This window comes from Paenibacillus sp. WLX2291 (assembly GCF_046603665.1).
In the GTDB taxonomy this organism is placed as follows: Bacteria; Bacillota; Bacilli; order Paenibacillales; family Paenibacillaceae; genus Saccharibacillus.
The window spans coordinates 1555520-1578854 of sequence record NZ_CP176755.1; the positions used below are offsets into that span (position 1 = coordinate 1555520).

Below are 23335 nucleotides of genomic sequence, written 5' to 3' on the forward strand. Positions count from 1 at the left end.
AATCGGGTATAGCGATAGGTTCTAACAAAATAGAAGCTGATTCCTAATGTGCAAACAGCAGGAATTCCATGAAGCCACATCGAAATAGACGTCGATGTGGCTTTTTTGTTCAACGAGCACTAGAATAGACAGAAGAACATTTTGTACAATAAGGTTAGCATAAAAGATGACCACAGGCGTAATGTTAGTATGCACCTGTGTATGCCCATATTTATTTGGAACCCGGTGCGCTCCGGCATACAGGATGCCGACATGGCATGTTGCATTCCGTACAAGACCGCGGTGATGCAAAATGTTGACGATCTGGCTTATGCTTCGTCAACATTTTGTGCTTATACACGACATAATGATGAATCGAATAGATGAAATGAAACAAAGGAGGGCACGACTGTGACAACAAACGATCGGATCAAAGTCAGTGTGAATATTTACGGAAAGTCGTATAAGCTAGTTGGCAGCAGTGCCGACTATATGAAAAGTGTAGCCCAATATGTAGATGGGCATATGAATCAAATTGCGCAGGCACATGATCATCTGGACACCACGAAGCTTGCCATTTTGTCAGCAGTACATATGGCGGAAGAAGCGATTCAGGCGAACGAGGGTCGTGCGCAACTGGATGAGGCAGTGAGTGAACGCGATTCGCTGCGGCAGGAATTGGAGCGACTGCATGAAGTACAGCTCAAGCAGCAGGATGTGATTCGGAAGCTGCAAGAAGAGAACGAGCAGCGACAAGCGAATCAGCAGCAGCTGGATAGCGAGCTGACACAATCTCGCAGTGAATTGGAGCAAACGCAAACCGAATTAACAGCTGCACAGCAAAACAACACCAAGCTGGAGCAGCAAAATGCTGATTACCGTCAGACTGGCGTGCAATTACAAGATGAGCTGGACAAGTCCACCACCCGGATCGATGCACTGAAGGATCAGTACAGCAATCTGGAAAATAATATGAAGCAAACGGTAGAAGGATTGCAGCTTGATCTGATGCAGTCTACCGAAAATGAAGAAACGTACCGTTTGCGTACGGAAGAATTGGAAGAGAGTATCCATACGCTGCAACAAGAGCACGATACGGCGCAGCAGCGTGTGATTGTATTGGAGGAAGATAACGATTTTACCCATGCGCAGCTGGACGAATCGCGTCAGCAGCATGATCAGGTACAACAGCAATTGCAGTTGGCACAGGAAGAAGCCGAAACTTGGCGCGAATTGTCACAGCAGCAGGATGGCGATTTGCAGCAATTGCGGGACGAGCATCAGACACTGCAACAGCTGCATGATCAGCTTGACCAACAATTGCAGGAACGTGGAACTCAGCTGGAACAATTGGAGCAGCAGCTGGAAGAACGCCAGCAGGAACTGGTTGTTTTGCAGGATGTCCACAGTCAGTTACAGCAGAGCGATACGGAAGCACGTCAGCAACTGGAAGAGCAAGCGACTCAATTGGAAACGCTGCGTAATGAAGGCGGACAGCTTCGTTCAGAGCTGGAACAATTGCAACAACGTTATGACCAATTGCAGGCAGAGCAGGAGCAGTCAGCAAGCGAACTGGCAGATACGCAAGCTAGCCTGACAGCTGCACATGAAGAAAATGAAATGTTGAAGCCGCAACTGGAAACATTGCAGGGACGTTACAACGAATTGGAGCAACAGCAGCAGCAAACGGTACAGCGCTTTGACGAGCAAACAGGTAAGCTGGACGAACTGCGTGAAGAGAATGGTCAAGTATGGACGGAACTCGGTTCGTGGCAGGATCGTCATGCGGAGCTGGAGCAGCGTCACCGCGAGTTGGAGCAAGAATGGCAGCAGCGCGGCGAGCAATTGGAGCAGCTGCAACAGCAGTCAGCCGATTTGCGCAGCGAATTGGAATTGTCGCAAGCAGGTCGAAGTGAGCTGGAACAGCGCGAAGAGCAGGTGCGTGCTGAGCTGGCATCACTGCAAACTAGCCAAAGTGAATGGCAGCAACAGGAAGCGAAGCTGCATACCGAGCTGGAGTCGTTACAGCACAGCCGGAGTGAACTGGAGCAACAACAGCAGCAATTGTCTGCTCAATTGCAAGACACGCAAACGAGCCTGACGACTGCTCAAGAGGAGAATGAACGACTGAAGCCGCAACTGGAAAGCTTGCGCGGCGAGCACAATCAGGTGTGGGCTGAGCTGGAATCATGGCAAAATCGTCATGCTGAACTGGAACAGCACAGCCAGGATGTACAGCAACAATTGACCGTGCAGCATGAACAGCAGGTTGGCGAACTAGAGCAGCGCCTTGCAACCACAGCCGATCAACAACAGCAGTTGCAGCAGCGGTTGGATGAGTTGCATGGAGAACTGGCAGAATCCCGCCAGAATACTGAACAGTTCCGTGAAGAAGCAGATACATGGGAGCAATTATCCGGTCAGCAGGAACAGCAGATTGTAGAACTGCAATCCGAGTTGGAGCAGCGCAGTCAGCAGCAACAACAGCTTCGCAGTCAATACGAAGCGGAGCATCAGCGTTTACAAGCTGAACATCAGGATGAGCAGGAACGCCTGCTTTCTCAACAACAGCAATTGGAAGAACAATATACAGCCCAGCACCAGCAGTTGCAGACACGCATCGAAGAGCTGGAGCAGCAGCTACAAGATAACACCGCTACGTGGGAACAACAACTTCACGATCGGACTGCTGAGTGGGAGCAACAGCTTCAAGCTCGCTCTGCAGAACTGGAACAGCACCAGCGTCAACTGGTCGATACACGCGAGGAATCCGGCAACTGGCAGCGTCTGTCTGAGCAGCATAAGGAAGAATTGACCGAATTGCGGGCAGAGATGGAGCAGTTGAATCAGTTGTATGACGAACAGCTGGCAGAAGTGCAAGAGCAGCTGAATCTGGTGAATATCGAGCGAGATGATTTCACCGAACAGACCGAGCGTTTACAACAGCAATTGGAGCAATTGACCTTATCTGCTGCTCAAGTACGAGAGGAATCGGATACATGGGAGCAACTGTCCGGTCAACAAGAACAGCAGATTCTGGATCTGCGCAATCAATGGAATTCGCTGAATCAGAAGCAAGAACAGTGGCAGAACCGCACGGCAGAGTTGGAGCAACAGCAGCATGAGCTGGAACAGCAATATGCTGAACTGCAACAGCAGGCGGATCACTGGCGCGGCGAATGGAATCGAGCGCGTGCGGAATATGGCACAGTTAATGAAGAACTGAACACATGGCGCGAGCTGTCGCAACAGCAAGAGACAGAAGCGACACAGATTCGCAGCGAACTGGAGCAAGTACATCAGCAATGGGCAGATGAGCAGCAGCGTTATCAAGAGCAATCTTCGCAATGGCTGGATAAAGAACAACAACTGGTACAAAGTACACGCGAATTGGAAGAACAATTGACGACTGTACGCAGTGAAACTGGCGAGTGGCGTGAAGAAGCGGAAACGTGGCGCGAGCTGTCCCGTCAACAGGAACAGGACACTGCCCAGATTCAGAGTGAGCTAGAGCAGGCACGTCAGCAAGTAGACACACTGACGTCGCAACTGGATGAATGGAATGCGCGTCAACAGGAGCAAACTCGTTTACTGGAAGAAGCATTGCAGGATATTGACAGCTGGAGCCAGCGGCATCACCGTCTGGAAGAGGAGTATCGTGCGATTGTGCTGAACGAGCAGGGGTATATGGAAGAGATTGGACGATTGGAGCAACAGAACCAACAGTTATCTGTAGAACTGGAGCAGGTCAATGGACGACTGGAGCAATTAACCGATCGTCAGGAGCAGCAAAATGAACTGCTGCGCGAATTGGAAGAGAGCGAGCAGCAATGGCGTGGTCAGTGCGAGCAATTGCAACATTCGCAGCAGGAGCACAGCCGTGAAGCCCGCGAAGTGATGGATCAGTACGAAATGCTCAGCCATCAGCTACGTATTATGAATGTAGAACGCGAAAGCCAGATTCAGGAGAAGGAACGTATCCATCAGGAGCTTCAACAGCTGCGTGAACAGCATCAACAGCTACAGGTTGAGCACAATGAGTGGATGGAACTGATCGAGCAAGATCAGAACTGAGCAAGTGAAGATGCTCGTAAATGGTGTATGGAAATTGAAATAATAAAGAGCTGAACTGAGAAAACTGAAATCAAAAAGAACCGACAGCATCTAGGTGCTGTCGGTTCTTTTTACGATTATACCAATGAAGATAAATATCGTCTCACAAGCGTATTATCCAATTTGTTTGTTAGCATTCAACATCCGCATCGTACGTAGATAAACATACGATGAGATGAAGGCAAGAAGCGCCATAATCATCAATCCCCAGAAAATATTGGAGTACGCAGCTGAGAGAGATAATCCTTTTTGCCATTCCATTGCACTGGATGCCAATGCTACACTGAATGCTCCGCTGAAAAATTGCATCAGCTGGAACAGTCCCATGCCCGAGCCGACCTGTGATGCTGGCAAGATGCGCGAGATTTCATTGGACACACTGCTTGATAACATTGAGAAGCTCAAGCTGTTCAGCAAATAAATGAACAGAATCGATAACCAGGAATTGCCTGCAAACAGGGCGAACAGAACAATCGCGAACAATACCATTAGCGGCGCATATCGCAGAATCGACGAGTTACCATGCTCGTCAATAATAGAGCCGATTTTGCGTGAAGCGACAATCGCCAGTAGCGAACCTGGGAAAATAATGAATCCAGCATGACTGGCACTGAAGCCGAAGCGATGCACCAGAATTTGCGGAATGAGGAACAGCGTAGCAAAGCTGCATAGATACGAGAGAATGCCGACCAGCGATAGCGTTACATATGATGTATTTGCCAGCAGTGCAGGCTGCACGAATGGTTCCGCTGCTAGTCGAATACGCAGAATGAATAGTGCCAAGCCAACTAGCCCGATCGTCAGCGCCAACCACGAGTGATTGGTCAGGAACAGCAGAATACCACTTGTACCTGCCGCAACAAACAATGCGCCTGCCGTATCAAACACACCGCGCTTTGGCATTTCTTTGGGTAAAAATAAATAAAACAGCGGCACCAGCAGCAGGCTGATCGCCGTGATCAGAAATAGAAAACGCCAGCCCATATAATCAACAATCGCTCCGCCGACAACTGGACCTAAGCCGAGTCCTAGCGAGACCGCAGACATAATGAATGCCATCGCTTTGCCGCGCCGTTCTAGTGGAATATAGCGGGTGAACAATACCATTGACAGCGAAATGACTGCCCCGGCACCAACTGCCTGCAATACCCGCATCGTCAGCAGCAGTGCAAAGCTGTTACTGAACAGACCGCCGATCGCAGCTAGCCCGAGAATGCTCAGCCCGATCACTAGCAAACGGCGTAGCGGTACGAAGTCGGACAATCGGCTATATGTAATAGAAGAGATGGCGAACATGATCGAATAGCCGGTTACGATCAAGGAAGATACTGAATCTGTCAGTTGAAAATAGGACGTGATTTTGGGTAATGCCAGATTGAACATCGATGTGTTCATAATTGCCAGTACGACTGCAATGCCTAGCAGCACGGTTAATAGCCCTTCTTTTTGCAGGCGATCCTGACGGACGCTGTCTGTATGGGAAGCAGCAACAGATGTTGTTGCAGTAGTTGACATCAAGATTCCTCCTGTACGAAAAAAGTATTGTTCGAATGTCATCGAACAATTGAAATATAGCATGGGATGATTTAAAATTCAATTAGAGATTTTAAAATTGGATAGGAATAGTATTCATTATTTACATGTAAATATAAATATAGTAACTGTGCTCTGCATTTCATAGAAACGTATGATGCCGCTTCCAATTTCCACATGACGTATGAGGGAATAGCGGAGCTGCTACTTACTTTTCAGCTCAAAGGAGACGTTGTTATGAAAGTGTTATATCATCCTGACCGTCACGAGATCGAACTGGCTTCCGTATTGTACGCTTTGAGCGATCCGATTCGGCTTCATATTGTTTCGCAAATTCGCAGTGAGGGCGAGAGTCCATGCAATGCCTTTCAAGTGCCTGTTGCCAAATCGACCTTGTCGCATCATCTGCGGACGTTGCGCGAAAGCGGGGTTGTGTTTACACGCAGTCATGGTACACAGCGATTGATCACAGTACGCGAAGATGATCTGAATGAGCGTTTTCCCGGCGTGCTGCATGCAGTATTGTCCGCCTATGATGCGACAGCCGCTTTCTTTCCTGATGCTAACGATGAAGCGACGACTATGTTGGCAGATGGGGAACAGCAACCATTGATAAAAGAAACAGAGTAGCCGCCTTGCCACCATATCTATGTTCTACAGCACAAAAAACACGCAGTCAGCATAAGAGCGACTGCGTGTTTTGTCATCCTATTCAAGAGATTATGCTTACGCTTCGTCAACGATCAGCTTGGCAACCATCGTGCTGTGACCGGAGCCACACATAATCGAGCATGCCATATCAAATTCGCCTGCTTCTTGCGGGGTTACGGTTGCCGTTGTATTGCTGGAATTCAGATCGACATTCAGCGCTGGGATCATCAGACCGTGGTTTCCTTGTTCATTTTGGAAGACGATCGTGATCGGTTCGCCTTTTTTTACATGGTATTCCTTCTGGTCGAATGCGTAATTTGTCGCTTTGACGACCAGCTGGTTGCCGCTAGCTTCACCGCTATCCGATGTAGCTACGCCCGTATCGGTAACGCCTGTTCCGCCGGATGAGTTTTGCGCTTGCCCGCCGCACGCTGTTGTTAATAACAACATGGCGGCAGTGACGCCGATCAGCATATATTTTTTCATGAGTAGTTCCCTCCTGATCTCATTATCTTCCATTGCAATCATTTTTATCATAACGCACATGGAAGAGACTGTCATTCAAACCTTTTGTGAAAATTGTGTGCGGGTGTATAATAGAATGGAAGCGGTATGCCATGTTGCCGCTGTAGCTGTAATTGGTACGTATTCTACCTGTCTGTACGTGTGTGTTGAAACATTTGCCTGAAATCGCCGTCTATGGTGATGAGGATTTCAGTATGAATAGAGGAGTGTCATAACGTTGAACGAAAAAATATTCCATACGATGCAGTATGGACATATTCTCGATATGCTGGCAGGTTATGCGGCAACCGCGCTTGGTAAGCAGGCTGCGCTGTCGCTGAAGCCGGATACCGATCTGGAATATGTCAAGAAAATGCTGCAATATACCGATGAGGCGACCAATGTGGATCGACTCAAAGGCACACCGCCATTTGGCGGCATCGTCGATATTCGTCCGGCTGTCAGCCGCGCACGCATCGGCGGTACACTGAACCCGAGCGAGCTGCTTGGTATCGCGAATACGATTATGGGGATGCGCCGTGCGGCACGCCATGTCGAGATGGTGCATGAAGAAGAGCCTGCACCGCTGCTGTTTGATCTGATTGAATTGTTGTCTGATCAGCGTCCACTCGAAAAGTCTATCCGTGCCTGTATCGACGATTCAGCGCATGTGATGGACTCTGCCAGCAGTGAGCTGGCAACGATTCGCCGTGAGCTGCGTTCCGGCGAAGTACGTATCCGCGAAAAGCTGGATGGTATGATCCGTTCACAAACGGTAGCGAAGATGCTGCAAGACCAGCTGATTACGATTCGAGGCGACCGCTTTGTCATCCCGGTCAAAGCTGAATACCGTTCGTACTTTGGCGGGATTGTGCATGATCAGTCCGGTTCTGGTGCGACGCTGTTTATTGAGCCGGAAGCGATTGTAGCGATGAACAATAAGTTACGCGAAACACGACTGCGTGAAGAGCGTGAGATCGAAGTTATTTTGCAAAAGCTGACCGCACAAGTAGCAGAGCAGAACGAACTGCTTGGCTACGATGTGGAGACGATTGCGCAATTGGACTTTATTTTCGCCAAAGCGCGTCTTGGCTACAAAATGAAAGCGAACAAACCGGTCATGAACGACCGTGGATTTTTTAAATTGAAAAAAGCCCGTCATCCACTGATTGCACCGGAGCATGTCGTTCCGACTGATCTGGAGCTGGGTAATACCAATACGAGCATCATTATTACCGGTCCGAATACGGGCGGTAAGACAGTCACCCTGAAAACGGTCGGTCTGCTCAGTCTGATGGCGATGTCCGGTCTGTTTATTCCGGCGGATGATGGCAGCCAGATGTGCGTATTTGACGCGATTTATGCCGATATCGGGGATGAGCAAAGTATTGAACAGAATCTCAGTACATTTTCCAGTCATATGACCAATATCATCTCCATCCTGCGGCAAATGACACCGAAAAGTCTGGTACTGTTTGACGAGCTAGGCGCGGGAACCGATCCGGCAGAAGGCTCGGCGCTGGCGATTGCTATTTTGGAGCATATTCATGCCCGCGGCTGTCGGATGATTGCAACGACGCATTATAGCGAACTGAAAGCATACGCGTATGATCGCAAAGGCGTCATCAACGCCAGTATGGAATTTGACGTCAATACGCTCAGCCCGACATACCGTCTGCTGATCGGTGTACCGGGACGAAGCAACGCGTTTGCGATTGCTGAGCGCCTTGGACTGTCGAAGGATATTCTGGATGTAGCACGCGGTGAAGTAAGCGAAGAAGATCAACGCGTCGAGCAAATGATCGCTTCCCTCGAAACGAACCGTCTGGGTGCCGAAGCGGAACGCACCGAAGCCGCGCGTCTGCGCCAGGAGATGGAGCAGTTGCGTGCACGCTATGAGCGCGATCTGGAGCGCTTGGAAGATCAACGCGACAAGCGTCTGGAAAAAGCCGAAGACGAAGCGCGTGCCATTCTGGACAAAGCGCGCAGCGAAGCGGATGAAGTCATTCAATCTCTGCGCAAAATGGCGCTGGAAGAAGGCGCATCCGTCAAGGAGCATCGCCTGATCGCTGCTCGTCGTCAATTGGACGAAGCCGCACCAGCACAACGCAAGAAAAAGAAAGCACCGACCACCACTGAGAAAAAAGCAAAACCGATCGGTCCCGGCGATGAAGTTATGGTGCACAGCTTCCGTCAAAAAGGTCATGTCGTCGAACTGTCCGGCTCCAAAGAAGCGCTTGTACAAATGGGCATTATGAAGATGAAAGTTTCGCTCAGCGACCTAGAGCTGATCCAATCGTCCAAATCGACTGCCGCTCAGCCACAGCGCAAGCAGGTGACGACCGTTCAGCGTTCGCGTGATGACAATACTCACTCCGAGCTGGATCTGCGTGGTGCCAATGTCGAAGAGGCGCTGATTGATGTGGATCGTTTCCTTGATGAAGCATTTCTGGCGAATCTCGGACAGGTGTATATTATTCATGGCAAAGGTACAGGCGTACTGCGTACCGGCATTCAGGAGTTCCTGCGCCGCCACAAGCATGTGAAAAGTTACCGCACTGGCAACTACGGTGAAGGTGGTACGGGTGTAACCGTTGCCGAATTGAAATAAATCCGGAATCTCTTTGAAACCATTACGGACGTCATACGTACACAGTATGATGATCTGTAATGATTTCATACCGGAAGGAGTTACGAAGAGGCGTGAAGGACTACGTGGATCCATTGCTGGCGCACCCGGTCGGGATGATGATCGGTTATTTTTCCGTGGCTGTGCTGCAATTAATCGTATTTTTATGGTGTTTTGAATTAGTAACCAAATATAAATGCTGGGACGAAATCAAGCGCGGCAATGTGTCCGTAGCGATGGCAACTGGCGGTAAAATTTTCGGTATTTGCAATGTGATGCGCTTTTCCATTGAAGCGCACAGCTCGGTCTACGGAAGTCTGGGCTGGTCGCTGGTCGGTTTTTTGCTGCTGATGGTTGCCTACTTTTTGTTTGAATTTTTAACCCCGGTATTTAATATCGATAAAGAAATTGCTTCGGACAACCGGGCGATTGGTTTGATCTCGATGATCATCTCCATATCGCTATCGTACGTCATCGGTGCGTCCATTCTTTAAATTTGACTTTGCATCACGAAAGGGACGAAATTATGGATACAACAGTATGCCCATGGTGTCACAGCGAGATCGTATGGGACCCGGAATTTGGACCTGAGGAGCATTGCCCGCATTGTGGTAATGAACTACAAGGTTACCGCACGCTGAATATTGAACTGGATGAGGAAGACGAGCAACCATCCCAGTATGCAGCGGAAGAGGCGTACCAACAGAACGTCATCGGCAACGAGCAAGCAGCGAATACACCAATCGGTAATCGCGCGGCGACATTGCTGGATGAGGCGGAATTGTTCCAACAGCCGAATCTGTCTTCACTCAAGACGATTGAGCAGTACGGCGATGAGAACTTCAAGATGGTCGATTATGAGGAAAAGGTTGAGCAATTGCTGGACAGTCAGGAAGAGATTCCGCAATGTCCACATTGTCAGGAGTACATGCTGCTAGCAGGCAGTCAGGAAATGGGGACAACTGGCTTCAAGCCAAACCCCGCAGCGAACGGCAAGCTGTCATTCCTGACAACACCATATACCGTCAACGTATATGTTTGCCCGAGCTGTTTCCATGTGCATCAGAGCTTGGATGAAGCAGGTCGTCTGCGTATGATCGACACGCTGTCCCGCTCTACTGAGCAGAGTGGCTAAGCGGATGCCAATCTACTTTGCTTCTATTGGAAGATAGGGCAGAGCAATGAGCATAAATGAAAATGAACAAGAATTTATGTACAATGCGATTTGAGCATGATCGGCTAACTACAATACGAATAAAATATGACACAAAAAAGCCCGACAGTTTCTGAATGAATTTCAGAAGCTGTCGGGCTTTTGCGTATAAGCAAGCACGAATCTCAGTGAAAGAATGCAAACATACAGCATAGCAAGAATAGAATCACATACGAACAATATAGCAACAACATCAAAATAATATAATAAAGTTGTTATTCCTGTTATTCCTGTTATTCCTGTTATTCCTGTTATTCCTGTTATTCCTGCTGTTCCTATGTTTGTAGCTTAGCTAGCTTTCTAATACCGATCCATCAAGATGCTGGCACATCAGGAGTTACCGCCGGTGAGGGCTTAGACGTACGAGTCAGACTGAACAGTTCCAATTCGGGGCGTGTGACGCCGGACAGTTCATCTGCCAGCAGCATGGCAGCGATAGTGCTATATACCGTACCGTTACCGCCATATCCTTCCACAAAGTAGCAATGTGGATAGTCCGGGTGTTTGCCCATATAAGGCAGACCGTCGCGACTAGAGCCGAATGGCGCTGCCCATGCCGATTCGATAGATAATGGACCAATGTCCGGGAACAGCTCTTGTACCGATTCCAGCAGCCGCTGCGCCTGATTGATTCGGCGGACTTCCATATCTTCAATATCTGTCAGTGGTTCGTCCAGACCGCCAGCGATAATCCGGTTATCTGCGGTCGTACGGATATACAAATACGGTCGCGCCGTTTCCCAGATCATACTTTGCTTGTACCAGCCATCCCAGCTGCTGACTGGATTGGTCGCAATCGCATATGTGTTCATGAGGAACGCGCCGCGTTCTTTTTTCTTTTCCTGTGTTTCGTAGCCGGTAGAATACACGACTTTTTTGGAACGAATACGATAATCGCCGATATAGCTGACAACTTCGTTCGTGCCGTATTCCTGATGCGTAATCTCCGCTTCTTCAAATACGCGGACACCGTTCTGATGCGCATCCATCATCAGCGCATGCACCAGTCGATACGGATTCACCTCTGCATCGCCATGCGTGTAAATGCCTGCTGGTCGGCGGAACGAGAAGTGTTCAGCAATTTTCTCTTCATCCCAGAACTCGGCAGCAAAGCCATGCTTCGATAATGTTTCATATTCTTCGATGACTGTCTCTACATCGCTCTCGTCACTGGCAAAGTACAAACTGCTCCGCGGAATCAGTTGTGCATCCAGCGGCAACTGTGGAGCAGTATGCAGCAGATATTCCATCGCATCACGGCATAGCCTATAAAAGAGTACACCATTATGCTCGCCAAATGTATTGATGCAAGCAGTCAGTGTTTTGTCGTTCGTATATTGAAGCAATCCGGTATTGGCAATGGAGCTACCACGACCGACCTGTCTTTTCTCGGCAACTACTGTGCGTAGACCGCGTTTGGCAAACTCGTGCGCACATAGTGCGCCGCCCATGCCGCCACCGATGATCAGCACATCGCACTCCAGATTCTCAGTCAGTTGTTCGTAGGTTGGCGGGTTCGTCAGGGTGTGTCCCCACATCGTATCTCTGGTGTGCAAATCCATGGTTGTTCGCTCCTTTGATTGTGTAAAATCGTCAAATTTCATACTTAATGTCAGTTGAACCGTCAGTTGGACAATCTTCAATTCTATTCGATGAAAACGAGTGATCTACAATCTGTTATGACACAATATAATCTGTCTTAGCATTAAGTAACCGGAACAGGTGTATAATGAAGCAGAACAACGACAGGTGCGAAGACCGATAGCGGCAAATGCTGCAAAACGACCTTCGGGGCTTGGCAGGAATGTTGGATTCGTGTAATATTTTTAATATTAACTTTTGCACTTGGAGGCTATATCGTTATGAAGGAACTTAGCGAGCTGAAGTTGCAGATCCTTGATCTGCTCAAAGAAGATGCAAGACGTACCCCGCAGCTTATATCGACTCTGCTCGGTATTGAAGAAGCCGAGGTCAAACAGGCGATTCAGGAATTGGAAGATGATCATGTGATCGTCAAATATGCAACAGTTGTCAATTGGAGCAAAGTAGACGAAGAAACGGTTACTGCACTAATCGAGGTACAGATTACACCGGAACGCGGACGCGGCTTTGAAGGGATTGCTGAGCGTATTTACTTGTATCCGCAGGTGAAATCGGTCTATCTGATGTCTGGCGCATATGATCTGCTAGTAGAAGTGGAAGGTCATAACCTGAAAGAAGTCGCGAGCTTCGTTTCCGAACGTCTGTCTCCGATTGAATCGGTATTGTCCACCAAAACACACTTTATTCTCAAAAAATACAAACAGGACGGAATTGTTTTTGAAGATCGCGAAGATGATCGCCGCCTGATTATTTCTCCGTAAAGGAAGGCGAATAGCATGATGGTCAATGGAGGACAGACAGCCGAAGGGCAGAAGTCGATGGAGTCATACCTGGCTCCGCTCGTGCGCGGTATTCAGCCTTCCGGTATCCGCAAATTTTTTGATCTGGTGAGCGCGAGCAAGGATATTATTACACTTGGTGTCGGCGAACCGGATTTCACCACACCGTGGCATGTACGTGAAGCGTGTGTATATTCATTGGAACGTGGCTATACCCGTTACACATCCAACTCCGGTATGCCGGAATTGCGTGAAGCGATTGCAGGTTATTTGGAAAATGAGTTCAAAACGTCGTATGATCCCGCAGACGAGATTATCGTGACAGTTGGCGGTAGTGAAGCGATTGATCTGGCGTTGCGAGCATTGATCGCTCCGGGTGATGAGATTCTCATTCCAGAGCCTTGTTATATTTCGTATTCGCCTATTACAGCGATTGGTGGCGGTATTCCAGTCGGTATTGAAACATTTGCCGAGAATAATTTTAAATTAACTGCGGAAGCACTGGAAAAAAGTATCACGCCGCGCTCCAAAATTCTGATTCTCTGCTATCCAAGCAATCCGACAGGCGCAATTATGACATATGAAGATTGGTTGCCGATTGCGCAAGTAGTGGAAAAGCACGATCTGATCGTCATTTCCGATGAAATTTATGCTGAGCTGACTTACGGCACCAAGCACGTTAGCTTTGCATCCATTCCAGGTATGCAGGAGCGTACCATTCTGGTGAGTGGATTCTCCAAAGCGTTTGCAATGACAGGCTGGCGGATGGGATATGCGTGTGGACATCGTGATCTGATCTCTGCAATGCTCAAGATTCATCAGTACACTGTAATGTGCGCACCAGTCATGGGACAGGTTGCCGCATTGGAAGCATTGACTAACGGATTAGAGGAAAAAGACAAAATGGTCGAGTCTTATAACCGTCGGCGTCGGCTAATCGTTGATGGATTCCGTAGTGTCGGACTAGAGTGCCATGAGCCGCAAGGCGCATTTTATGCATTCCCAAGTATTCAATCGACTGGTCTGACATCGGAAGAATTTGCTCAGCAATTGCTTGTTGAAGGACGCGTAGCTGCTGTGCCGGGCAATGTGTTCGGATTGGGCGGCGAAGGCTTTATTCGCTGCTCGTATGCGACTTCTGTTGCTCAACTTAGTGAAGCGCTTGAGCGAATTGGATCGTTTGTTAATAAAATAAAATAATTTCCATTAATGTAATTTGTCACAGAATATTTCTAATTTACCCTCTTTAACAAATTTCTGCTTCCATTTCCTTAGACCTGTGCTATAATAGGTCTTCGGAAGCAGGAATTTGTGTAGAAGGAGGGAATTATTTGTATTGTGCTGAATATCCGGTACCGATGTACCGTGGAATGCTACTGTCAGAGAATAAAGCAGTCTGGCCGCAACAACCGGATGACTCCAGACAATTAATTTCTCTGGAAGATGAGATTCACAAGCTTCGTACCCGCATGGAGCTGATGTTTTTGGAAAGACAATCGTTTACAGCGGAAGATGTACTAGAAATCAGCATGCTGCTCGACATCAAGATTAACGAATATATGCACTGCAAAAGCAAACGGCATCGTTTATAAAGAAGCAGTCGGACTCTTGCAATTCAACTATATACAATAACAGGCTTGACTAGTTGCGATATCATACATAGCGTTTATAGCGGTAAGATGAGTGCGTCAGACGGCATAAGATGCCGAATGTAGTCGGCAGTGGGACAGTGAAGACCTCGCGGGAGGTCTTCTTTTTTTGCGCGTGAAAGCTGTGGTATGATGGGAGTTAGTTACGTTGAAGGAGGAACATCGGTGAAGGCGAAGGCATGGATGAGAACAATTGGCTTTGCGCTGGGGATGAGTCTGATGGTGCTGCTGGCGGCATGTGGCGGCGATAAGCAGGATAGTGATCCGAACCAGATCAAAGTATTCATTATGGGAACCGAAGGGTTTCCGCAGGAATATGCAGACAAGATCAAGCAGAATTTACAACAGAAGCTGGGCAATGATTTGACCGTTACGGTTAGTACGACGCCCGTATATTCGGCAGAGAAGCTAGTGCTGGAATATGTGGATCGTACCGACGATATTATTATTTTACCGGAAAATGATATGAAAGCTTATGCCGTCAATGGCGGTCATATGGTGCTGGATAACGACTTTAGCGCGGATACGTACAAGTCTGGTGTGACCAAAGGTGCAGCAAACGAGAATGATACCGAACCGACCAAACAAAAGGAGCATCTGTTTGCAATTCCGGTGAGCCAGATGTCCTCGTTCAAAGATATCGGATATACGCGGGATGATCTGTACGCTACCATTCCGATCTTCGCCAATCATGAGCAGGCGGTAAACGTATTGAAAGCACTGACCGACTGACGTATGCAGTAAGCAGAGAGTGAATATGCAATGACGATCGTAGGAGGGAATAGCGATGGGTATCTACACACGTACCGGGGATGAAGGCAGAACATCGGTGATCGGTGGACGAGTCAGTAAGGATGATATTCGTGTCGAGGCGTATGGCACAATCGACGAGCTGAATAGCTTTGTCGGGCAGGCTGTGTTAATGGCGCTGAGCGAGCATCATGAAGATTTGCAGGACGATCTGTTGCTCATTCAGCAGGAATTATTTGATTGCGGCTCTGATCTTGCATTTGTCAGCTTACAGGAGAATCGCTACAAGGTGCATGACAACATGGTGGAGCGGCTGGAGCAGTGGATGGATGGGTACGAGCAGGAGAATCCGCAGCTGGAGCGTTTTATTTTACCAGGCGGTACTCAGTTGGCGGCAGCACTGCATGTGTGCCGTACGGTATGCCGTCGCGCTGAGCGTCGTACTGTGACATTAGGTGCAGAGCATGAGATCAATCCGGCGGTACGGCGGTATTTGAATCGATTGTCGGATTATTTCTTCGTGATTGCTCGGACTGCCAATGTGCGTTCTGGTGTACCGGATATTGAATATGTACGTAGCCAAAAGGTATTTCGGCGCGATTCCGATACGAAATAACGAGATCGGCAGAGGTAACAGGGAAAGGAATGTCAAACTGCAATGATAGATGAGGATCATAACCGCTATACCCACCCGGATGCTGCCGATTATTACGCTCCCATTCAGCATGTCGTGAAACCGCAGGATGAAGGCATGTTGCTGAAAACGATCCTGAATCGCCGAATGGGCATCTCGCGCAAACTGCTGTCCCGGCTGAAAATGACGCAGCGCGGTGTAGAACTGAACGGTCAGCGGGTATATGTGGACGAGAAAGTAAAAGGCGGCGATGTAGTGCACGTACGCATGCTGCGTGAAAGCTCGGATGATATTTTGCCACAGCCGATGGAGCTGGACATTTTGTTTGAGGATGAGCATCTGCTCATTTTGAACAAAAGAGCTGGTGTTATCGTGCATCCGACGCATGGACATTATACGGATACGCTGGCAAATGGTGTCGTGCATTACTGGCAGCAGCAAGGTGTGCAATACCGTTTTCGTCCGGTGCATCGGCTGGATCAGGATACGTCAGGCGTGCTGGCAGTTGCCAAAAATCCGTATGTGCATCAGCATATTTCGGAGCAAATGATATCGGGAACGGTGTTCAAATCGTATCGTGCTTACGTGCATCATCTGCCGTCACCAGCTGCTGGCAGAATTGAGGGGGCGATCGACCGCGATCCTGAGCAACCGCATGTACGTATCGTTACGCCGAATGGATATGCGGCTGCGACGCGTTATAGCACGGTACAACAATTTCCTGATCAGGATGCTGCGCTAGTGTCGTTACAATTGGAAACCGGACGTACTCACCAGATTCGGGTGCATATGAAGCATATCGGTTGTCCGCTGATCGGGGATAAAATGTATGGATATGCAGCGGCGGATGGTTCATTGGATACTTTAGCCGCTAAGGATCAACAGGCAGCACAGCGAATCACTCAGCTGGATGAGATCGTTGGCCGTCAGGCGCTGCATGCGTATGAACTTGGTTTTGTACATCCGGCGACAGGCGAGCAGGTGTTGTTTCAAGCGCCTTTGCCGGAAGATCTGGCATTGCTGGATGCTCAATTGAATGTTTGAAAAGGAGTCTGATCTTGATGAGTAAATTGACCGTTTACCAATATCTGCCATGCAGCACATGCCGCAATGCAATCAAATGGCTAAAAGAACAAGGGCACGAACTGAACCTGATTCATATCGTGGAATCACCGCCAACAGCCGAACAGCTGCGCGAACTGGTGGAACACAGCGAATTAGAATTGAAAAAGTTCTTCAATACCAGCGGTGAAGTGTACAAAAGCCTTAGTTTGAAAGACAAGCTGCCAACGATGAGTGCAGAGGAGCAGCTTGAACTGCTATCGCAAAATGGCAAGCTGATCAAGCGCCCGATCGTAACCGATGGCGATCGTGTGACCGTCGGCTTTAAGGCAGATATGTACGAGCAAGCGTGGAAGGCATAATATTTCTTTGGATCGATAAGCAGATGGATAATCTCATCTTCATATGAATCTAGATGTATGTGGTGAATATAGATTCGTATCACCCAGTATGATAAACTCCTCCTAAACATACGGAGGAGTTTTTGCTATGTCTCATACATATTCCCATTCATCGCCGCAGTATCAGCTACAAAGCGCGAATCTCGAAGATGCTCATTGGATCGCCGAATTACGCGCAATAGTATTAAAGGAAGACCTGACCCGTTTGGAGCGGTATGATGATGTGCGTGTTCGACAGCGGTTTTTGAATTCTTTTCAACCACAATATACACAGTTGATCGTTGTTGATTCTCAAGCTGTTGGCTGTGTAGCTTTGCGTCCAGCTCCAGATGCTGGATACGTGCTAGAGCACTTTTACATTCATCCTGATCAACAGGGACAAGGCATTGGCGGTGCCATACTTGCACATCTATTGTCCTCACATGAGCTGCGCGGACAGTCAGTTATACTTAACGTATTGCAGGGCAGTCCGGCGCGTCGATTGTATGAACGCCACGGCTTCCGAATGTATGAGCAGGATGAAGTGGATGTATGGATGAAACGTATATTAGACGCATCAACAGATGGATAAGCAATCAGAATTATCATTGTATAACTAGCATGTATAACATCAGCAGTTATATAGCCAATCAATGGAACATAGATCATATCTAGTCGAGTCCAATAACCTGACTTCTTTTCCTCAATCTACTTAATTAAATATAATGTGTATTTTTTAGGAATAATAAGGATATAAAATAAAATATAGGGTATACTAATCTGGTAGCTAAGTATTTGATCAATACGATCAAAAGGGGATAAAGATATGATAACCAGGTTGGCGAAAGCATCGGCAGCACTTATTCTGGGCGCTTCACTTTTATTTACAGCAACCACACCGGCAACAGCAGCAAGTTCATCGTACAAAGTCACACTGACCAAAGTTAAAATGATCTCCAATGATCACGTCGGCAATGAATGGTATACCGAAGCCAAAGTGAACAACAAAGTATTGTATGAAGGTCAAAGTGTAACCGTCAAAGCTAACTCGAATGGCACTGTGAAGCTGTATGCTTATGCAGAAGAGCAAGACAAAATTCCCGATGAAGGAACCAAAACCAAAAATGTCAGCCTATCTTCGGTATCGTCTAGCGGTTCTACTGTCAAACTGCGCGTCAGTGTAATCGAGAATCGTGGACGTTATTCCGGCAACGAAGCGGTCTGGGAATTTACGTATGTACTGAAAAAATAACGGATTCTCGATCATGGATTGTCGATTCTGAATCACCGCGTAGGTTTTCCTTTTATTTTGCAAACGTATGACACCAAAGGCTCCCTGTATGAACAGAGAGCCTTTTTGCTGCGGCATAAACGAAGCAAATAAGAAAACGCTGTGAACAGTTGTACAGCTTTGAACAAATTCGGTATGATAGAGTCAAACTGGTTTTACACGCATAAGGGAGAATGGAACATTGACACAATTACAACCACAAAAAATGATGCTGGTCGACGGCATGGCACTGCTGTTCCGGGCGTATTATGCCACCTCACAGAGCGGCTATATCCGTCGTACGAAAGCCGGTATTCCGACTAATGCGATCTACGGTTTTGTACGTTATCTATGGGATGCAGTTAGCCTGTATCAGCCGACGCATGTTGCTTGCTGCTGGGATCTGGGAACACAGACATTTCGACGCGAGGAATTTGCCGCTTACAAGGGTAATCGCACCGCTGCACCGGACGATTTGATTCCGCAATTTGATCTGATTATCGATGTGATGAAAAGTATGGGCATTCCGAATCTGAGTGCACCGGGCTACGAAGCGGATGATTGCATCGGTACGATCTCGCGTGAATTGGAGCAGAATATGGAAGTAATGATTCTGACTGGAGATCACGATATGTTGCAACTGGTCGATCACCGTACCAGTGTGATCATTATGAAAAAGGGTTATGGCAACTACAGAGTGTATACGCCAGAATCGCTCATGGAGGAAAAAGGGCTGACGCCAGCACAGATTATCGACATGAAAGCGCTCATGGGCGATGCAAGCGATAACTATCCGGGTGTCAAAGGCATCGGTGAGAAGACAGCAACCAAGCTTGTACAGGAACATCAGTCGGTAGAAGGCATTCTGGACAATCTGGAATACCTCAGCCCGTCCGTTCGCAAAAAGATCGAAGCCGATCTGGACATGCTGCATCTATCTCGTCGTCTTGCAACGATTCACCGCGAAGTACCAGTGTTGTGCACACCTGACGAATGCTTACTGCTGCTAGAAGACAACAAAATCATCGACAAATTTGAAGAACTGGAAATCAAAAGTCTCTGTTCTATGCTAGGAGTGGGCGTATTTGACTAAAGGTTCTACATCTTCAAGCTGGACTGTTCGTTTGCCGATGCTGCTGTTGACTGCCGCGTTGCTGGTTGGCATAACGGCTGTTCCGAGCAAGGAGCCTGCACAGGCGGCAGGTAGCGGTATCCGTTATGCCAAAGTCAACGTGCAGGCAGCCGGACGCAGCTTTGCCGTACAAACGGTCCGCATTCCTAAAGGTACTGCAACAGCAGTCGGTCTAGCAGATCGTCAGGTGGGGCATACGTCCTCACTCTCGTCGATTGCCAGCGCATATGGTGCCAAGGCTGCAATTGACGGTGCCTTTTTCGAAGCATATGGTGGACCGCCTGATCCTTACGGTACATTGATCTCAGGCGGACGATTGCTGCATATCGGTCGGTACGGTACTACGATTGGCTTTACTGCGAATGGCACTGCGATGATGGACACGCTGCGTATGGAAGTGACTGGTCAAGTGACGCCGCAGAGCGGACGTTCTAGCGGTTGGTATGCCGTCTGGTTCAACCGTACTCCGGCATCTACATCCAGCACCTCTATTGTATACACGCCTGATCGGGGCAAAACGACTGGCTTTCAGGGCGGTATCGCTGTTACCGTGCGCAATGGTACAGTAACGGCAAAAGGCAGCAATACCAACCTCTCCATTCCGACAGACGGGTATGTGATCGTCTTTACCGGTACGATGAAGTCTTCTGCGGATCGCTTTGTCAAAGGAGCAACCGTTAGCATGAACAAAACGTATACGGACATCAATGGCAAGCCCATCGACTGGTTCAACGTCGTCACAGCTGTTGGTGCCGGACCACGACTGGTCAAAGACGGCAGCATTGCACTTAACGCGGCAGCCGAAGGCTTTCAAGATCCGAAAATTCTAACTGCATCCGGTGCACGTAGCGGTATCGCTATTATGGCAGACGGCTCAGTTATGATCGCGACTGTACCCGGCGCAACGATGAAGCAATGGGCAGCGGTTATGCAAAAGCTCGGCGCCAAACAAGCTATGAATCTGGATGGTGGCGCATCATCCGGCATGTATGTCAACGGCAAAGTTGTTACATCGCCCGGACGTACGCTTAGCAATACCCTCGTATTTGGCGGTAATCGTTCCTAACTCTTATTGAACAATCATGTAACGGCTTGCATGATGGCAAGCAAGGGCGGCTGGTCTGTATCGACATCTGCCCGACACATTGCCGCGCTATCATGATAAGCCTGCACATGCTCATATTGGTCATCCATAAGGATGCTGCAAAGGAGACGCATAATTCATGAAAAAACTTGGAGCAATTGAGGCAGGCGGTACCAAATTTGTATGCGGAATCGGTACGGAGGACGGACAGATTCTGGAACGTGCCAGCTTCCCGACGGAGACACCGGAGATTACGATGAAAAACGTCGTATCGTTTTTTGAAGGGAAAGGCATTGAAGCGCTGGGCATTGGCTCATTTGGACCGATTGACCCGATTGTGGGCAGTCCGACATACGGATACATAACAACAACACCGAAGCCACATTGGGGGCAATTCAATCTGGTTGGGCATTTGAAGCAGCATTTTGACATACCGATGAGCTTTGATACCGATGTGAATGGCGCGGCATTGGGCGAATATACTTGGGGTGCAGCGCGCGGGCTAGACAGCTGTATTTATATCACGGTAGGTACTGGGATCGGTGCAGGTGCTGTCGTAGGCGGCAAAATGCTGCACGGTCTATCTCACCCCGAAATGGGTCATATTCTGGTACGCCGTCATCCTGACGACACCTTCGAAGGGTTTTGTCCATATCATGGAGATTGTCTGGAAGGCATGGCTGCTGGACCAGCAATCGAGAAACGCTGGAATATCAAAGGCTCCGATTTGACTCCAGATCATCCGGCATGGGAAATGGAAGCGCACTATCTTGCCCAAGCACTGATGAGTTATGTACTGATTCTGTCTCCGCAAAAGATCATCATGGGCGGCGGTGTGATGAAGCAGGAGCAGCTATTCCCGCTCATTCGCACGAAGCTGGTTGAATTGCTGAACGGCTATGTGCAGCACCCAAGTTTGTCAGAACATCTGGACCAGTATATCGTCTATCCCGAATTGGGAGATAACGCCGGATTGTGTGGAGCAATCGCACTGGCGAAACTGGCACTGAATGGAGAGGAAGGTGCAACGATTGGCTAACCCCAAATCGAACAAGAAAAAAGTAAATCCCGAGGTCAAGCGTCAACAACAGCAGGCGTATAAGGAAAAAGAACGTCTACGCCAGCGCAAAACGATGCGCAATCTGATCATCGGAACCGTAGCTGTTATCGCTGTAGTCGTACTACTCATCATCTTCATTCCGAACAACAACAATGATACAACGTCTGGCACGCCGGCAACGTTTGACTATACCCAGTTGCCAGTGAAGGGCGAAGCCAATGCTCCGGTCAAAATTGTAGAATTCGGCGATTTCAAATGTCCGATCTGCAAAATGTACAATGAGCAAATCGTACCACAAATCCAGAAGGACTTTATCGACAACGGTACGGTAGCGCTGCATTTTGCTAATTTCCCGTTTATCGGTGAAGATTCCACCACTGCTGCACTGGCAGCAGAATCTGTGTATCACCAGAAGAGCGATGCGTTCTGGACATATCTGGATGCCATTTACACAAATCAAAAAGACGAGAATACGAACTGGGCAACACCGGACTATCTTGTTCAACTGGCGGAAAATGCCAAGCTGGGCATAGATACGACCAAGCTGCGCCAGGACATCGATAACAAAACATATGCCGATCAGGTGAGCGCACAGTACGATAAAGGGCAGGAGCTGAATATTCAGGGAACACCGTCCATCTTTATCAATGGTGTGCAATATACTGGCGATCTCGGTGATTACAATGCGCTGAAGCAAGCGATTGAGAAAGCACAGCAAGAAGCCGCAGCTACTACCGGAACAGGGGGCTGACGGATATGCAGATCAGTGGCTTTAAGCTATTTCTGTCACGGTATTATCTGTATCTTGCCTGGATCGTCGCAATTGTCGCTACTGGCGGCAGTCTATTTTTGAGCGATGTGCTGAAATGGGAGCCATGCAAATTGTGCTGGTTCCAGCGCATCTTCATGTATCCACAGGTCATCTTGCTCGGTATCGCCGCTTATCGCAGCGACCGCCGCATTGTCGGTTATGTCCTGCCGATGAGCATTATTGGCGGTCTGATCGCTATATATCACTATGCCAAACAGCACATTCCGGCACTTGATCGGATTGCGCCATGTACAACAGGCGTACCGTGTAACAAGGATTATTTTGAATATCTGGGCTTTATCACGATTCCGTTTCTTGCTCTGATTGCGTTCACTCTGATTGCACTGCTTCTCTGGCGGGGCAGTCGTGCTTACGACGAAGTGGAAGTAGCGGAAGACAACGCAGAGTGAGTGTACAAGCAGATTGAGTATACAATCGGAGATCGATATCGCATCATACTCATGTCAACTGCAAGATAACATCTTGCAACACAGCATATG

At 48.4% G+C, this 23335-nt stretch carries 22 protein-coding genes; 19 read left to right on the forward strand and 3 right to left on the reverse strand.

Features of this window, described 5'->3' with window-relative positions; all coding sequences use genetic code 11:
- The first annotated feature begins 390 nt into the window (after window positions 1-390).
- Entirely contained in the window at window positions 391-4053 is a 3663-nt protein-coding gene (gene zapA / locus ACDE64_RS06755; RefSeq protein ID WP_411349442.1) for a cell division protein ZapA, read from the forward strand.
- Between the two features lie 153 nt (window positions 4054-4206).
- On the opposite strand, the gene ACDE64_RS06760 is transcribed toward zapA, so the two are convergent.
- The gene (locus ACDE64_RS06760; RefSeq protein ID WP_411345713.1) at window positions 4207-5607 is read right to left on the reverse strand and encodes an MFS transporter; all 1401 of its coding nucleotides are present in this window, start codon (window positions 5605-5607) and stop codon (window positions 4207-4209) included.
- 255 nt (window positions 5608-5862) lie between these two features.
- On the opposite strand from ACDE64_RS06760, the gene ACDE64_RS06765 reads away from it, so the two are divergent.
- Window positions 5863-6255 carry an ArsR/SmtB family transcription factor gene (locus ACDE64_RS06765; protein WP_411349443.1) on the forward strand — a complete coding sequence of 131 codons (393 nt, stop codon included), beginning with the start codon at window positions 5863-5865 and terminating at the stop codon, window positions 6253-6255.
- Between the two features lie 96 nt (window positions 6256-6351).
- Here the strand turns inward: ACDE64_RS06765 and ACDE64_RS06770 are convergent, their stop codons facing one another.
- Window positions 6352-6762 carry a cupredoxin domain-containing protein gene (locus ACDE64_RS06770; RefSeq protein ID WP_411345715.1) on the reverse strand — a complete coding sequence of 137 codons (411 nt, stop codon included), beginning with the start codon at window positions 6760-6762 and terminating at the stop codon, window positions 6352-6354.
- A gap of 256 nt (window positions 6763-7018) precedes the next feature.
- Here ACDE64_RS06770 and ACDE64_RS06775 point away from each other — a divergent pair, with 256 nt between their 5' ends.
- Genes ACDE64_RS06775 through ACDE64_RS06785 form a run of 3 tightly spaced genes read left to right on the forward strand, consistent with a single transcriptional unit; the run spans window position 7019 to window position 10544 of the window.
- Window positions 7019-9391, forward strand: a complete 2373-nt coding sequence (locus ACDE64_RS06775; protein ID WP_411349444.1) for an endonuclease MutS2 — start codon at window positions 7019-7021, stop codon at window positions 9389-9391.
- 59 nt (window positions 9392-9450) lie between these two features.
- Complete coding sequence (locus tag ACDE64_RS06780) at window positions 9451-9903, forward strand: DUF350 domain-containing protein (RefSeq protein ID WP_367055237.1); 453 nt, start codon at window positions 9451-9453, stop codon at window positions 9901-9903.
- Window positions 9904-9935: 32 nt separating this feature from the next.
- Complete coding sequence (locus ACDE64_RS06785) at window positions 9936-10544, forward strand: hypothetical protein (RefSeq protein ID WP_411349445.1); 609 nt, start codon at window positions 9936-9938, stop codon at window positions 10542-10544.
- A gap of 392 nt (window positions 10545-10936) precedes the next feature.
- On the opposite strand, the gene ACDE64_RS06790 is transcribed toward ACDE64_RS06785, so the two are convergent.
- A complete protein-coding gene (locus tag ACDE64_RS06790) occupies window positions 10937-12184 on the reverse strand; it encodes an NAD(P)/FAD-dependent oxidoreductase (RefSeq protein ID WP_411349446.1) in 1248 nt (415 codons plus the stop codon).
- A gap of 300 nt (window positions 12185-12484) precedes the next feature.
- Between ACDE64_RS06790 and ACDE64_RS06795 the strand changes: the two genes are divergently transcribed.
- The 14 genes from ACDE64_RS06795 to ACDE64_RS06860 all read left to right on the forward strand — a co-directional run bounded on the left by ACDE64_RS06795 (window position 12485) and on the right by ACDE64_RS06860 (window position 23245).
- Window positions 12485-12985: an Lrp/AsnC family transcriptional regulator gene (locus ACDE64_RS06795; RefSeq protein ID WP_411345719.1), complete on the forward strand. Its 501-nt coding sequence runs from the start codon at window positions 12485-12487 to the stop codon at window positions 12983-12985.
- Between the two features lie 15 nt (window positions 12986-13000).
- A complete protein-coding gene (locus tag ACDE64_RS06800; RefSeq protein WP_411345720.1) occupies window positions 13001-14203 on the forward strand; it encodes an aminotransferase class I/II-fold pyridoxal phosphate-dependent enzyme in 1203 nt (400 codons plus the stop codon).
- Between the two features lie 131 nt (window positions 14204-14334).
- The gene (locus tag ACDE64_RS06805; RefSeq protein WP_411345721.1) at window positions 14335-14595 is read left to right on the forward strand and encodes an aspartyl-phosphate phosphatase Spo0E family protein; all 261 of its coding nucleotides are present in this window, start codon (window positions 14335-14337) and stop codon (window positions 14593-14595) included.
- A 222-nt stretch (window positions 14596-14817) separates the two neighbouring features.
- Window positions 14818-15384 carry a hypothetical protein gene (locus tag ACDE64_RS06810; protein WP_411349447.1) on the forward strand — a complete coding sequence of 189 codons (567 nt, stop codon included), beginning with the start codon at window positions 14818-14820 and terminating at the stop codon, window positions 15382-15384.
- 55 nt (window positions 15385-15439) lie between these two features.
- Entirely contained in the window at window positions 15440-16018 is a 579-nt protein-coding gene (locus ACDE64_RS06815; protein WP_411349448.1) for a cob(I)yrinic acid a,c-diamide adenosyltransferase, read from the forward strand.
- 42 nt (window positions 16019-16060) lie between these two features.
- Complete coding sequence (locus tag ACDE64_RS06820; RefSeq protein ID WP_411349449.1) at window positions 16061-17080, forward strand: RluA family pseudouridine synthase; 1020 nt, start codon at window positions 16061-16063, stop codon at window positions 17078-17080.
- Between the two features lie 17 nt (window positions 17081-17097).
- Window positions 17098-17460: an arsenate reductase family protein gene (locus tag ACDE64_RS06825; protein ID WP_411349450.1), complete on the forward strand. Its 363-nt coding sequence runs from the start codon at window positions 17098-17100 to the stop codon at window positions 17458-17460.
- A gap of 127 nt (window positions 17461-17587) precedes the next feature.
- Window positions 17588-18070, forward strand: a complete 483-nt coding sequence (locus ACDE64_RS06830; RefSeq protein ID WP_411345726.1) for a GNAT family N-acetyltransferase — start codon at window positions 17588-17590, stop codon at window positions 18068-18070.
- Between the two features lie 234 nt (window positions 18071-18304).
- Entirely contained in the window at window positions 18305-18730 is a 426-nt protein-coding gene (locus ACDE64_RS06835) for a hypothetical protein (protein ID WP_411345727.1), read from the forward strand.
- Window positions 18731-18950: 220 nt separating this feature from the next.
- Window positions 18951-19841 (forward strand): 5'-3' exonuclease H3TH domain-containing protein, encoded by an 891-nt coding sequence (locus ACDE64_RS06840; protein WP_411345728.1) that lies wholly within the window; start codon window positions 18951-18953, stop codon window positions 19839-19841.
- Complete coding sequence (locus ACDE64_RS06845; protein ID WP_411349451.1) at window positions 19834-20946, forward strand: phosphodiester glycosidase family protein; 1113 nt, start codon at window positions 19834-19836, stop codon at window positions 20944-20946. Before ACDE64_RS06840 ends, ACDE64_RS06845 begins: the two co-directional genes overlap by 8 nt.
- Window positions 20947-21103: 157 nt before the next feature.
- Window positions 21104-22003 carry an ROK family protein gene (locus tag ACDE64_RS06850; protein ID WP_411349452.1) on the forward strand — a complete coding sequence of 300 codons (900 nt, stop codon included), beginning with the start codon at window positions 21104-21106 and terminating at the stop codon, window positions 22001-22003.
- Window positions 21987-22775: a DsbA family protein gene (locus tag ACDE64_RS06855; protein ID WP_411345731.1), complete on the forward strand. Its 789-nt coding sequence runs from the start codon at window positions 21987-21989 to the stop codon at window positions 22773-22775. Before ACDE64_RS06850 ends, ACDE64_RS06855 begins: the two co-directional genes overlap by 17 nt.
- A 5-nt stretch (window positions 22776-22780) precedes the next feature.
- Entirely contained in the window at window positions 22781-23245 is a 465-nt protein-coding gene (locus ACDE64_RS06860) for a disulfide oxidoreductase (protein WP_411345732.1), read from the forward strand.
- The last annotated feature ends 90 nt before the right edge of the window (window positions 23246-23335 follow it).

Excerpts from the sequence above, each read along its gene's own strand:
- ACDE64_RS06860 (WP_411345732.1), top strand. The coding sequence starts at position 22,781 with ATGCAGATCAGTGGCTTTAAGCTATTTCTGTCACGGTATTATCTGTAT.
- ACDE64_RS06820 (WP_411349449.1), top strand. The coding sequence starts at position 16,061 with ATGATAGATGAGGATCATAACCGCTATACCCACCCGGATGCTGCCGAT.
- ACDE64_RS06830 (WP_411345726.1), top strand. The coding sequence starts at position 17,588 with ATGTCTCATACATATTCCCATTCATCGCCGCAGTATCAGCTACAAAGC.
- ACDE64_RS06795 (WP_411345719.1), top strand. The coding sequence starts at position 12,485 with ATGAAGGAACTTAGCGAGCTGAAGTTGCAGATCCTTGATCTGCTCAAA.
- ACDE64_RS06815 (WP_411349448.1), top strand. The coding sequence starts at position 15,440 with ATGGGTATCTACACACGTACCGGGGATGAAGGCAGAACATCGGTGATC.
- ACDE64_RS06790 (WP_411349446.1), bottom strand. The coding sequence starts at position 12,184 with ATGGATTTGCACACCAGAGATACGATGTGGGGACACACCCTGACGAAC.
- ACDE64_RS06765 (WP_411349443.1), top strand. The coding sequence starts at position 5,863 with ATGAAAGTGTTATATCATCCTGACCGTCACGAGATCGAACTGGCTTCC.
- ACDE64_RS06835 (WP_411345727.1), top strand. The coding sequence starts at position 18,305 with ATGATAACCAGGTTGGCGAAAGCATCGGCAGCACTTATTCTGGGCGCT.
- ACDE64_RS06825 (WP_411349450.1), top strand. The coding sequence starts at position 17,098 with ATGAGTAAATTGACCGTTTACCAATATCTGCCATGCAGCACATGCCGC.
- ACDE64_RS06780 (WP_367055237.1), top strand. The coding sequence starts at position 9,451 with ATGATTTCATACCGGAAGGAGTTACGAAGAGGCGTGAAGGACTACGTG.
- ACDE64_RS06770 (WP_411345715.1), bottom strand. The coding sequence starts at position 6,762 with ATGAAAAAATATATGCTGATCGGCGTCACTGCCGCCATGTTGTTATTA.
- ACDE64_RS06850 (WP_411349452.1), top strand. The coding sequence starts at position 21,104 with ATGAAAAAACTTGGAGCAATTGAGGCAGGCGGTACCAAATTTGTATGC.
- ACDE64_RS06785 (WP_411349445.1), top strand. The coding sequence starts at position 9,936 with ATGGATACAACAGTATGCCCATGGTGTCACAGCGAGATCGTATGGGAC.
- ACDE64_RS06760 (WP_411345713.1), bottom strand. The coding sequence starts at position 5,607 with ATGTCAACTACTGCAACAACATCTGTTGCTGCTTCCCATACAGACAGC.
- ACDE64_RS06800 (WP_411345720.1), top strand. The coding sequence starts at position 13,001 with ATGATGGTCAATGGAGGACAGACAGCCGAAGGGCAGAAGTCGATGGAG.